The organism is Pseudomonas sp. GL_103 (genome assembly GCF_057835175.1).
Genome location: NZ_CM174420.1, coordinates 30,045 through 41,554 on the forward strand (window position 1 = coordinate 30,045; position 11,510 = coordinate 41,554).

The 11,510-nt window shown below is 60.1% G+C and carries 11 protein-coding genes; 9 read left to right on the forward strand and 2 right to left on the reverse strand.

What is annotated here, in order from left to right:
- The first annotated feature begins 42 nt into the window (after positions 1–42).
- Entirely contained in the window at positions 43–993 is a 951-nt protein-coding gene (locus tag AC3IP0_RS00140; protein WP_150728139.1) for a choline sulfate utilization transcriptional regulator, read from the forward strand.
- Here the strand turns inward: AC3IP0_RS00140 and AC3IP0_RS00145 are convergent.
- Positions 990–1,652, reverse strand: a complete 663-nt coding sequence (locus tag AC3IP0_RS00145; RefSeq protein ID WP_489317784.1) for an NAD(P)-dependent oxidoreductase — start codon at positions 1,650–1,652, stop codon at positions 990–992. The genes AC3IP0_RS00140 and AC3IP0_RS00145 overlap by 4 nt on opposite strands.
- An 86-nt stretch (positions 1,653–1,738) precedes the next feature.
- On the opposite strand from AC3IP0_RS00145, the gene AC3IP0_RS00150 reads away from it, so the two are divergent.
- A complete protein-coding gene (locus AC3IP0_RS00150) occupies positions 1,739–2,065 on the forward strand; it encodes a DOPA 4,5-dioxygenase family protein (RefSeq protein ID WP_489317785.1) in 327 nt (108 codons plus the stop codon).
- On the opposite strand, the gene AC3IP0_RS00155 is transcribed toward AC3IP0_RS00150, so the two are convergent.
- Positions 2,066–2,467 (reverse strand): GFA family protein, encoded by a 402-nt coding sequence (locus AC3IP0_RS00155; RefSeq protein ID WP_489317786.1) that lies wholly within the window; start codon positions 2,465–2,467, stop codon positions 2,066–2,068.
- Positions 2,468–2,786: 319 nt separating this feature from the next.
- Between AC3IP0_RS00155 and AC3IP0_RS00160 the strand changes: the two genes are divergently transcribed.
- The 7 genes from AC3IP0_RS00160 (at position 2,787) to AC3IP0_RS00190 (ending at position 11,509) form a co-directional block, all read left to right on the forward strand.
- Complete coding sequence (locus tag AC3IP0_RS00160) at positions 2,787–4,094, forward strand: CitMHS family transporter (RefSeq protein WP_008045759.1); 1,308 nt, start codon at positions 2,787–2,789, stop codon at positions 4,092–4,094.
- A gap of 85 nt (positions 4,095–4,179) precedes the next feature.
- Complete coding sequence (locus tag AC3IP0_RS00165) at positions 4,180–4,947, forward strand: TerC family protein (RefSeq protein ID WP_489317787.1); 768 nt, start codon at positions 4,180–4,182, stop codon at positions 4,945–4,947.
- Positions 4,948–5,240: 293 nt separating this feature from the next.
- The gene (locus tag AC3IP0_RS00170; protein ID WP_489317788.1) at positions 5,241–6,899 is read left to right on the forward strand and encodes a Na/Pi cotransporter family protein; all 1,659 of its coding nucleotides are present in this window, start codon (positions 5,241–5,243) and stop codon (positions 6,897–6,899) included.
- Between the two features lie 56 nt (positions 6,900–6,955).
- Complete coding sequence (locus tag AC3IP0_RS00175; RefSeq protein WP_489326399.1) at positions 6,956–8,332, forward strand: M16 family metallopeptidase; 1,377 nt, start codon at positions 6,956–6,958, stop codon at positions 8,330–8,332.
- A 145-nt stretch (positions 8,333–8,477) separates the two neighbouring features.
- Positions 8,478–9,506: a DUF5924 family protein gene (locus tag AC3IP0_RS00180; RefSeq protein ID WP_489317790.1), complete on the forward strand. Its 1,029-nt coding sequence runs from the start codon at positions 8,478–8,480 to the stop codon at positions 9,504–9,506.
- 54 nt (positions 9,507–9,560) lie between these two features.
- Positions 9,561–10,709 (forward strand): ABC transporter permease, encoded by a 1,149-nt coding sequence (locus AC3IP0_RS00185; protein ID WP_489317791.1) that lies wholly within the window; start codon positions 9,561–9,563, stop codon positions 10,707–10,709.
- Positions 10,706–11,509 carry an ABC transporter ATP-binding protein gene (locus AC3IP0_RS00190; protein WP_489326400.1) on the forward strand — a complete coding sequence of 268 codons (804 nt, stop codon included), beginning with the start codon at positions 10,706–10,708 and terminating at the stop codon, positions 11,507–11,509. Before AC3IP0_RS00185 ends, AC3IP0_RS00190 begins: the two co-directional genes overlap by 4 nt.
- Position 11,510 lies beyond the last annotated feature (1 nt).

Genomic DNA, 11,510 nt, shown 5'->3' on the forward strand with positions numbered 1-11,510 from the left:
GGTAAAGCCCACGCACGGCAATGACTAGGATAAGCACAGCTTATGTATGACGCCCTTGGTGACCTGTCACTGGATCTGCTTCGCGCCTTCGAAGCGGCGGCCCGTCAGCGCAGTTTTACCGCGGCGGCGGTTGAGTTGGGCACCACGCAACCGGCCATCAGCCAGCAGATCAAGCGCCTGGAAGAACAACTGGCGACACGCCTGTTCGACCGCATTTATCGTGGAATCGAACTGACTGAGGCTGGGCAGATACTTTTCGAGCAGGTTCAGCTCGGTTTGCAGAACATCGACGCAGGATTGAGCGCGATCAGCGCACAGCAACAGCATGAAGTGTTGCAGGTGGCCACGGATTTTGCTTTCGCCGCCTATTGGTTGATGCCGCGTCTGCACCGCTTTCACGCGGCCAATCCGCAAGTGGATGTCAGCCTGGTCACCAGTGAACGCAGCCATAACATGCTACGTACCGATATCGATGTGGCGGTACTTTTCGGCGATGGCCGCTTCAAGCAGGGTGAAAGCCATTGGTTGTTCAGCGAGGAAGTGTTTCCGGTGTGCAGCCCGCAGTTGTTGAGCGAACGTCCCCTGCCGTTGCCGGCCCAGGCTTTGCTGGAGTTTCCGTTGCTGCACCTGCGTGGGGAACACAGCAGTAACTGGTTCGACTGGAGTGGTGTGTTCCGCGAGCTGGGCATCACTTCGCCCCCGGCGCCCGGGCAGTTGCGTTTCGACAACTACACCCTGCTGATTCAGGCCGCGATTGGCGGTCAGGGCGTGGCCATTGGCTGGCGGCACCTTGTGGATAACTTGCTGGCGCAAGGGTTGTTGTGTCGACCGATCGGCGAAACGGTGATGTCGAGGCTGGGTTACTACGTGGTTCTGCCCCAGCGCAAACGACGCGGAGCATTGATCCAGCAGTTTGTGGATTGGTTGATGGCCGAACAGGCCAGCAGTGCGCAATCGCTCAATGGCCTGACGCTGCCGTCCATTGCGGTTTAGCTGTCGGTTGCGATGAAGTTGACGTGCTCTCGGATGTGCAGGTTCAAGTGCAATTCATCGGCAATGCCCACGGCGGTGCGGGCCAGCCGTCCGAGCGGCTCGGCCAACCCCGGCTCGAGATTGCCACCGATCTGGGCAAAATGTTCGATGGTCAGCCCCGGTACCCCGCGCGGTTCATTAACCAGCGTCCACTTCAAAGGACTGCTTTGCAGTGCCTCGCGGATTTCCTCGGCGGCGTGACGTTGCAAGCTGTCCTCGGTTTCCGGATCGTCCAGCACGTCGAAATCACCCACCAGAAACAATCGGGCGATGTTTGCTGCCTGCATGCCATCGATTAGCGCATCCACTGCCAGTACCTGCTCGACCGGACCCGGTACGATGTTTTTTTCCACGTGTTCGCTGTTGAACGGTAAGCCTGGAGCGTCCAGTACGCAGATGACCACGGAGCTGCCGGCCACACTTTGCTTGACCCGTTGCGCGTCGAACAGGTCGCCAGTCTTGGTGCGCAGCCCCGGACGGGGTGCCAGCGCATTGAGGTCATCGAGAATCGCGATCACTTCATGCTGGCGCCGCAGCATTTCAGCCATCAGCGCACTGCCCAGGCTACTCATGGCACCATAAAGCACCACTTTCACGACGGGGGTTTCGGCATTTTTCATGGCTGGGCTTCCTGTTTTCCAGCGCCTATATGATGTTTGACCCGCAGGAACCAGCGAGGGTTCGAACAGTTTTCAGAGGGGTTCAGATGCAGCAGATCACGGGTTACCACGCCCACGTTTATTTCGATGCCAGCACGATCGGGCAGGCGCGGGCCTTGTGTGAACAGGCAGCGCAATTGTTTCCACTGAAAATGGGCCGCGTGCACGAGCGCCCGGTCGGTCCGCACCCGGACTGGAGTTGCCAGTTGGCGTTCGAGCCGCAGGTGCTGGGCGACGTGCTGCCGTGGCTGGCGCTGAACCGCAAGGGTCTGGTGGTGTTTCTGCACCCGGACACCGGCGACGATTTGCTTGACCACACCGAGCACGCCATCTGGATGGGCGCTATTCGGCCGCTGAACCTGACTGTTTTTTGATCAGATAGTTTCTTCGGCCTCGCCGGGCAAATGTTCGTCCAGATGCAGCCACGGCAATCGGCTATCGGTCCAGATGTGCCGCTCGGCCGGTGCTTGCTCGGGATGGTCGAGGGTGGCGATGGTCAGGTCGATGCTTTCCGGGCTCAGGTGCGTCACCAGCGCCAGTTGCGCCCCACAGTGGCCGCAGAAATATCGCGCGCAGGTGGATGAAGATTCGTACCGCGACGGCGTCCCGGTCAGCCATTGAAAGGCTGATGCCGGCACGGTGATCCAGGTGGTCACGATGCCGCCGCTGACTCGTCGGCAAATCGAACAGTGGCAGTGGGCGATATCGTGCAGCGGCCCGTTGAATTGATAGCGCAGTTGCCCGCAATGGCAGCCGCCGGTGTGAAGTTCGCCCATGTTCAACCTCCCGCCCTGTGTTCAGGGACTTGAAACCCAATCCGACGATCGGTTGCACATCCGGTCCTTGCTTTCATCGCCGAAAGCTGGCTGAAAGCTTCCCCGATTAGGATCGCCCCACTACCGGCAACAGACCGGTTGGCCAATGCCAGCGTTTTATCGCTCGCACAGCCCATTTAACAACAACAATGGTGATTCTGATGTCCTCTTCCATCCGCCGCTTCGCTGTAACTCCGCCCGTACGTCTCGTGCTTCCCGTTCTGCGCTGATCCCGCCCGATCCGCCCATTCCCTAGCCGCGCTACGCCTGGAGTATTCCCATGCTGACTTTCCTTGGCTTCGCCATGGTCATCACGTTCATGTTCCTGATCATGACCAAGCGCCTGTCCGCGCTGATCGCCCTGATCATCATCCCGATAATTTTTGCCCTGTTCGGCGGTTTTTCGCCGAAGATAGGCCCGATGATGCTCGAAGGCATCACCAAGCTTGCGCCGACCGGCGTGATGCTGATGTTCGCTATCCTGTACTTCGCCCTGATGATCGACTCCGGCCTGTTCGACCCGGCCGTGCGCAAGATCCTCAAACTGGTCAAGGGCGACCCGCTGAAAGTTTCGGTCGGCACCGCCGTTCTGGCGCTCGTTGTTTCCCTCGATGGTGACGGCGCGACCACTTACATGATCTGCGTGGCCGCCATGCTGCCGCTCTACAGCCGTATCGGCATGAGCCCGCGGATCATGGCCGGCCTGATCATCCTCGCCGGTGGCGTGATGAACATGACCCCATGGGGCGGCCCGACCGCTCGTGCGGCCAGTGCGCTGCATGTGGACCCGTCCGACATCTTCGTACCGATGATTCCTGCGATGCTGGCCGGTGTGGTGGCGATCCTGGTCATTGCCTACTTCTACGGCAAGCGTGAACGTGCACGCCTGGGTGAGCTGCACCTGGTGGGCGATGAAATCGACCACAGCGAAATCAGCGTTTCGCAGTTCCCGGACGCCCGTCGTCCGAAGCTGATCTGGTTCAACGGCGCCCTGACCCTGGCCCTGATGTGCACCCTGATCGCCGGCCTGCTGCCGTTGCCGGTGCTGTTCATGGTGGCATTCAGTATCGCCATGATCGTCAACTATCCTTGCCTGCAACAGCAGAAGGATCGCGTCGCGGCTCACGCCGGTAGCGTGCTGGCGGTGGTCGGGTTGATCTTTGCGGCCGGTATCTTCACCGGTATCCTGACCGGCACCGGGATGGTCGATGCCATGTCGAAAAGCCTGTTGGCGGTGATTCCGGACTTCCTCGGCCCGTACCTGGCGGTGATCACGGCGTTGGTAAGCATGCCGTTCACCTTCTTCATGTCGAACGATGCATTTTATTACGGCGTGTTACCGGTACTTGCCGAGGCTGCCAGCCATTACGGTATAACCGCGGTGGAAATGGCACGTGCCTCGATCGTCGGTCAGCCCGTCCACCTGTTGAGCCCGCTGGTTCCATCGACCTACCTGTTGGTGGCCCTGGCCGGTATCGATTTCGGTGACCACCAGCGCTTCACTCTCAAGTGGGCAGTGCTGGTTTGTATCTGCATACTGATTGCTGCACTGCTGTTGGGGACTTTCCCGGTGTTCAGCACTCTATAAGCCCAAGACTCACCACTTCGGGTCCAGGCTTCGCTGTTTGAAGCCCGGGCCCGTTGTGGTTTAACAATCGCTCAAAGGAATACACATGGAATGGCTGACCAACCCTGAAATCTGGGTTGCTTTCTTCACCCTGACCGCCCTGGAAATCGTCCTGGGCATCGATAACATCATCATGATTTCGATCCTGGTCAGCCGCATGCCCAAACACATGCAGGCGCGCACCCGGATTTTCGGTCTGGCGCTGGCCATGATCACGCGAATCCTGCTTCTGCTGTCGATCACCTGGGTCATGCGCCTGACGGCGGACCTGTTCGTAGTATTCGGCCAGGGTATTTCCGGACGCGACCTGATCCTGTTCTTCGGTGGTCTGTTCCTGTTGTGGAAAAGCTCGCAAGAGATGTACCACGCACTGGAAGGTGAAGACGAAAGCCACGACGAGCCTTCGGGCAAGGGCGGCAACTTCCTCTACACCATCATCCAGATCGCGATCATTGACATCGTGTTCTCCCTGGACTCGGTAATCACTGCGGTCGGCATGGTGTCCCACGTACCGGTCATGGTCGCGGCAATCATCGTGGCCGTGCTGGTGATGATGTGGGCATCGGGCACCATCAGTGAGTTCATCGACAAGCACCCATCGCTGAAGATGCTGGCGTTGTCGTTCCTGCTGTTGGTCGGTACCGTGCTGATTGCCGAATCCCTGGACGTGCACCTGCCAAAAGGCTACGTCTACTTCGCCATGGCGTTCTCGCTGGCTGTGGAAGCGATCAACATCAAGATGCGCACCGCCATCGCGAAAAAGAAGAAACAGCAGGATCCGGTAAAGCTGCGCAAGGACATTCCGGGCCAGTAACCCGGTAGCGGTAAATACGCAAAACCTGTGGGAGCGAGCTTGCTCGCGATGGCGGTCTGTCAGTCAACATCAAAGTTGAATCTGATGGCCTCATCGCGAGCAGGCTCGCTCCCACTTTGTTTTTGGCTGGTTACATGAATCTGTTCTCATGACGGTTTTGTTTCAATCCCTTCTTTGGCTATGCGATGCTGGCGCGCAGACCGTTAGCCAACTACAGCTTAAGTACAGAACGTAGAACGTCGCGCGGTACCGTCAACTTGCTCCTTTGGGGCGCTACACCACAGGGGGTCATTATGCTCACCCTGCTCAATTTACTTTCTGCCGTGGCCCTGCTGATCTGGGGCACGCACATCGTCCGAACCGGCATCCTGCGGGTCTACGGCACCAACTTGCGCCATGTCATCAGCCATAACATGACCAACCGCTGGCTGGCTTTCCTCTCCGGGATCGCCGTGACTGCGATGGTCCAGAGCAGCAACGCCACCGCCATGCTGGTCACTTCCTTTGTCGGCCAGGGCCTGATGGCGCTCACGCCGGCGTTGGTCACCATGCTCGGTGCCGATGTCGGTACGGCCCTGATGGCGCGGGTGCTGACGTTCGATCTGTCGTGGTTGTCGCCCCTGCTGATTTTTGCCGGGGTGATTTTCTTTCTGTCGCGCAAGCAGACCCGACTCGGGCAGATGGGCCGTGTCGCCATTGGCTTGGGGTTGATCATTCTGGCGCTGCAACTGATTGTCGAAGCCGCGCACCCGATTACCCATGCCAAAGGGGTGAAGGTGATTTTCGCCTCGCTCACCGGCGACATCCTGCTCGACGCCCTGGTCGGCGCGCTGTTCGCGATGCTTTCCTATTCCAGCCTGGCCGCAGTGTTGCTCACCGCGACCCTGGCGGGCGCCAACGTGATCAGCCTGCCGGTGGCCATCGGGCTGGTGATCGGCGCCAATATCGGCAGCGGCATACTCGCCTTCCTCAGCACCAGCATGCAGAACGCCGCCGGGCGCCAAGTGGCGCTGGGCAGCCTGCTGTACAAACTGATTGGTCTTTTATTGATCATTCCGGTGCTCGATCCGCTGGTGCACTGGCTCGATGGCCTGGATTTCAGCCCTCAGGAAATGGTCATTGGCTTTCACCTGCTCTACAACACCGCACGTTGCCTGATCCTGCTGCCCAGCGTCGGGCCGATGGCCAGGTTTTGTGCCTGGGTGCTGCCGGAGCGCCCGCTGGCCAACGGTACGGCCAAGCCCCGGCACCTTGACCCCACGGCGTTGGTCACCCCCGGTCTGGCGCTGGCCAACGCGGCCCGGGAAACCCTGCGCATGGGCGACCTGATCGACAACATGCTCGAAGCCATGCTCGATGTTTTGCACGGCAAGCAAACCGCCGTCACCCAGGAAATGCGCCGTCTGACCGATGATGTCGAAGCGCTCTACAGCGCGATCAAGTTGTATCTGGCGCAAATGCCCCGGGAAGATCTCAGCGATCAGGATAGCCGGCGCTGGGCGGAAATCATCGAACTGGCGATCAACCTGAAACTGGCCAGCGATTTGATCGAACGCATGCTGCGCAAGGTCCAGCAGCAGAAAACCTCGCAGCGCCGGTCGTTTTCCGAAGTCGGGCTGGACGAATTGACCGGGCTGCAAACTCAGTTGATTTCCAACCTGCGGCTCGGGATGTCGGTGTTTCTCAGTGGCGACCCGGAAAGTGCCCGCCAGCTGGTGCGTGAAAAACGTCGTTTCCGTGCACAGGAACGGCGCCTGGCTCACGCTCATGTCAGCCGCTTGCAACTTAAAATCGTGCAAAGTATCGAAACCAGTTCGTTGCACCTGGAGCTGATCGCCGACATGAAACGTCTGAATTCGCTGTTTTGCAGCAGTGCCTACGTCGTGCTGGAAACATCGGACACCGGTGCGCTGGTGGTCGACGATTTGAGCGACATCACTCATTCACCCTGAACGTCCACAGTTGCCTGAAGTCTGTTGAACTTACGCTTGCCGTACGGAAGCTCGTTATGCGTTGTCTGTTGTTCGCCTGCCTGTTGCTTGGTTCATTCCCGTCATTCGCCCTGGATCGCTTCCAGGTCGAGGGCTACACCCTGCGCAATGGTTTGCAGTTGCTACTCAAACCCGGCACTGACCGCGGGCATGTGGCGATCCGGCTGGTGGTCGGCGTTGGCCTGGACGATTTCAAGTGCGAAGAAAAGGAGCTGCCGCATCTGCTGGAACACCTGTTGTTCAGCGGTATCGACGCCAGCGGCGAAGGTGGCCTGGAAGAACGCATGCAGGCTCTGGGCGGTGAGTGGAACGCGTTCACCAGCAATGCCGATACAACGTTCGTCATCGAAGCCCCAGCGAAAAACCAGCGTAAGGTGCTCGACCTGTTGCTGGCGCTGCTGACCCAGACCCGCCTCGACGACAGCGCCATCAACGCGGCCAAGCAAGTGGTCGAGCGTGAAGACGGCGGCCACTACTCGCACCTGCAACGCTGGCTCGATCGTCAGGATCTGGGCCACACGGCCAGCAAACAACTGGCCGTCGAGCTGGGCCTCAAATGCCCGGAGCGTGCGCAAGTCGATGACCTGACCCGTGAACAGCTGGAGCAGGTGCGCAAGGACTGGTATGCGCCGAACAACATGACCCTGATCGTGGTCGGCGACCTCGACAAGTTGCTGCCGGCCTATCTGGAGCGGGCGTATGGCGCGCTGGAAGCGATTACGCCTGGCGAGCATCCGCCGCTGCCGCAAATCCAGGCCAGCGCAGCCCATGAGCGCACCTTGCCCCACGGTCTGGTCGGCAACGGCGCCAAGTTGCACTGGCTGGTGCCGGAGCCGGTACTGGAGGATGGGCACGATGAAACCTTCGATTTGCTCAAGGACTATCTGGATTGGGCGCTCTATCGCCAGTTACGCCTGGCTCACGGTTTGTCCTACGGCCCGTGGGCGGAACGCGAGGTTTTCGGCGGCGTAGGTTTCATGAGCCTCAACGCCGACCTTGAACGCGACGACGTGGCCGATGCCGAGCACGTGCTCGATGACTTGAAGGCCGGACTGCTCAAGGACGGCCTCAATGCCGACACCTTCAATCGCCTCAAACAGGCCGCGATCGCCCGCCAGGCCTGGGCCGTACAAGGCAACAGCGCGTTGGCCGACTACTACTGGAGCGCCATCGGCAACTACGAAGATGGCCACTTCGCCAACCCGGCCCGGGAGCTGCAAGGGGTGACCCTGGAAGAGGCGAACAAGGCCGTGCGTGAATTGCTCCTGCAACCGGGGTATTTGCGGATCGAGAAGCCGTTGTTCAGTTATGACCAAGTGATGTGGCTGGTGGTCGGTGGGGCGGGCTTGATCGTGTTGATGCTGGTGGGCTGGCGTTTGCATCGCAGGAAGTAACCACTCTGTTTGGAAAGCCAACGCCTTGTGGGAAACACAATCCCCCTGTGGGAGCGAGGTGTAACTGACCGTGAACCCTCGCCACAGGGCCGCACCAGCGGTACCCTGTCGAGGTTTTTTCCTACGACGACTGTGAAACCGCCGAATGCAAAACCTGACCCTTTTCGTACAGCGCATCCTCGAATTGATGAAGCGCTACCCTGGGGTCATTGCGCTCTTTGGTTTCATCTCCGGGGTGGGCAGTTTCATTCTGGTCGATCGCCAGCAAGGCCTGGCGAGCTGGATCACCACCATCATGCTGATCAGCTGGATCTGGCTGATGCTGGAAAACAGCCTGACCAAGCTGTTCGCGCGTATTTTCAAGCGAGAAATCCCGGAACCGTTGCTGCGTTACGCAACGCAGATGATCCATCAGGAAAGCCTGTTCTTTGTCCTGCCGTTCTTCTTCATCACCACGACGTGGAACAGCGGCCAGTTGTTTTTCACCGGGCTGCTGGGCGTCGCGGCGCTGATATCGATCATCGACCCGCTCTACTACAAGTGGCTGGCTCCACGGCGCTGGGCGTTTCTGGCCCTGCACACCCTGACCCTGTTCGCCGCGCTGCTCACCGCCTTGCCGGTGATCATGCACCTGACCACCGCGCAAAGTTTCAAATGGGCACTGGGTATCTCGGTGCTGCTGTCATTCCCGAGCCTGGCGTCGATCTTCCCGATTCGTACCCTGCGCAATGCACTGGCGATCTTGAGTATCACCCTGGGCATCGGCGCCGTTGGTTGGGCGCTGCGCTCATGGGTGCCGCCGGCGACGCTGTGGATGACCGACGTGGCCATCAGCACGCAGATGCAGGACCGCACGCCTGGTGCCAGCCTCGACGAAGTCAGCGCCGAGCAGATTCGCAATGGCGGGCTCTATGCGTACACCGCGATCAACGCCCCGCGTGGCCTGGACGAGCGGATTTATCACGTCTGGAAATTCAACGGTAAAGAGGTCGACCGCATCCCCCTGGATATTCGTGGCGGGCGCAAGGAAGGTTACCGGGCCTGGACCCACAAGCAAAACTTCCCGGGCAACCCGGCCGGAAAATGGCAGGTTAGGGTGCTGACCGAAGATGGCCAGGTCATCGGCGTGCTGCGCTTCAAAGTCACGGACAGCACAGCGATCAAAGAAAAGTAATCCGGTTCGTGCTATTACGTAAATCTGCGTAATCACTGAACAAGCACGGAGCTTATGATCAGCAGCACGATGGCCGGCAACGCCCGATTGGACACGTCGATTACCCCTGCGCGGTTGCGGGTGACGGGCGATTGGACGCTTGCCCATTACGCTGACCTCAAGCTGTTGAGCGAAAAACTCCACGGCCAGTACGACGCCAACACCCCCATCGACCTCAATGGTCTCGGCACCCTCGACACCGCCGGCGCCTCGCTGTTGGTCGAACTGCTCGGCTCCGAGCGCCTCGGTCGTTCCGCCGAACATCCTGATTGCACACTCTCCGCCGCCGATCGGGCCTTGCTGCAAACCGTCTACTGCTCGTTGACCGACTTCTGCGTACCGATCAAGGAACCGGAAGTCAGCGTTTCCATTCAGTTGCTGACCCGCATTGGCCGCGCGGTGGACACCGTCTGGCAGGACACCCTGCAACTGCTGGGTTTCGTCGGCCTGATCATCGAAACCATCGTCCGCGGCCTGTTCCGTCCCAAGCGCTGGCGCGTTACGCCGATGATCGCCCACATCGAACAGACCGGTCTCGACGCCGCCCCCATCGTTGCATTGCTGACTTTTCTGGTGGGCGCCGTGGTGGCGTTCCTCGGGTCGACGGTGCTGGCCACTTTCGGCGCCACCGTCTTCACCGTGGACCTGGTGGGGTTTGCCTTCCTGCGCGAATTCGGTGTGTTGCTGACCGCGATCCTGATGGCCGGGCGCACCGCCAGTGCGTTCACGGCGCAAATCGGTTCGATGAAGGCCAACGAGGAAATCGACGCCATCCGCACCCTGGGCCTCGATCCCGTGGAGTTGCTGGTGGTGCCGCGGGTCCTGGCGTTGCTGATCGCCTTACCCATGCTGACCTTTCTGGCGATGCTGTCGGGGATTATCGGCGGTGCCGTGGTCTGCGCGGTGGCGCTGGATATCTCGCCGGCGATGTTCCTTTCGCTGCTGCAAACGGACATCGGCGTTCAGCACTTTCTGGTGGGGATCGTCAAAGCACCGGTGTTCGCCTTCCTCATCGCCGCCATCGGTTGCCTGGAAGGTTTCAAGGTCAGTGGCAGCGCTGAGTCTGTGGGCGCGCACACCACGTCGAGTGTGGTGCAGTCGATTTTCGTGGTGATCGTGATGGATGCGATCGCCGCGATGTTTTTCATGGAGATGGGTTGGTGAGTCGAGTACCCCGAGCGCCCACCGAGGCGGTGATTGAAGTCCGTGGGTTGTGCAACCGCTTTGGAAGCCAGAGCGTGCATGAGAACCTCGATCTGGACTTGTACAAGGGCGAGATCCTCGCCGTGGTCGGCGGCTCTGGCAGCGGCAAATCGGTGCTGCTGCGCAGCATTGTCGGGTTGCGCCAGCCCAGCGAAGGCGTGGTGAAAGTCTTCGGGAAAAACCTGCCGAGCTTGTCCGAACACGAGCGCTCGCTGGTGGAGCGGCGATTCGGCGTGCTGTTCCAGAAAGGCGCGCTGTTCTCTTCGCTGACCGTGACCGAGAACGTCGCCCTGCCGCTGATCGAACACGCCGGCTTGAGCCGCAACGACGCCGAGCACCTGGCTGCGGTGAAAATGGCCCTGGCCGGGTTGCCACTGTCGGCGGCGGAGAAATACCCGTCATCGCTGTCCGGCGGCATGATCAAGCGTGCCGCGCTGGCCCGCGCGTTGGCGCTGGACCCGGACATCCTGTTTCTCGACGAGCCCACCGCCGGTCTCGACCCGATCGGCGCCGCCGCGTTCGACCAATTGATCCTGACCCTGCGCGACGCCCTGGGCCTGAGTGTCTTTCTGGTGACCCACGACCTCGACACGCTCTACACCATCACCGACCGGGTGGCGGTGCTGGCGCAGAAAAAAGTGCTGGTGGCGGACGCCATCGACAAGGTGTCGGAAACCAACGATGCGTGGATTCACGAATACTTCCATGGCCCTCGAGGCCGCGCGGCATTGACGGCCGCCCAACAGCTCAACGAGGTCTGAC

Bases quoted from the DNA above. Each gene is read 5' to 3' on its own strand.
- AC3IP0_RS00155 (WP_489317786.1), bottom strand. From the start codon at position 2,467: ATGGGCGAACTTCACACCGGCGGCTGCCATTGCGGGCAACTGCGCTAT.
- AC3IP0_RS00185 (WP_489317791.1), top strand. From the start codon at position 9,561: ATGATCAGCAGCACGATGGCCGGCAACGCCCGATTGGACACGTCGATT.
- AC3IP0_RS00175 (WP_489326399.1), top strand. From the start codon at position 6,956: ATGCGTTGTCTGTTGTTCGCCTGCCTGTTGCTTGGTTCATTCCCGTCA.
- AC3IP0_RS00145 (WP_489317784.1), bottom strand. From the start codon at position 1,652: ATGAAAAATGCCGAAACCCCCGTCGTGAAAGTGGTGCTTTATGGTGCC.
- AC3IP0_RS00170 (WP_489317788.1), top strand. From the start codon at position 5,241: ATGCTCACCCTGCTCAATTTACTTTCTGCCGTGGCCCTGCTGATCTGG.
- AC3IP0_RS00165 (WP_489317787.1), top strand. From the start codon at position 4,180: ATGGAATGGCTGACCAACCCTGAAATCTGGGTTGCTTTCTTCACCCTG.
- AC3IP0_RS00160 (WP_008045759.1), top strand. From the start codon at position 2,787: ATGCTGACTTTCCTTGGCTTCGCCATGGTCATCACGTTCATGTTCCTG.
- AC3IP0_RS00150 (WP_489317785.1), top strand. From the start codon at position 1,739: ATGCAGCAGATCACGGGTTACCACGCCCACGTTTATTTCGATGCCAGC.
- AC3IP0_RS00140 (WP_150728139.1), top strand. From the start codon at position 43: ATGTATGACGCCCTTGGTGACCTGTCACTGGATCTGCTTCGCGCCTTC.
- AC3IP0_RS00180 (WP_489317790.1), top strand. From the start codon at position 8,478: ATGCAAAACCTGACCCTTTTCGTACAGCGCATCCTCGAATTGATGAAG.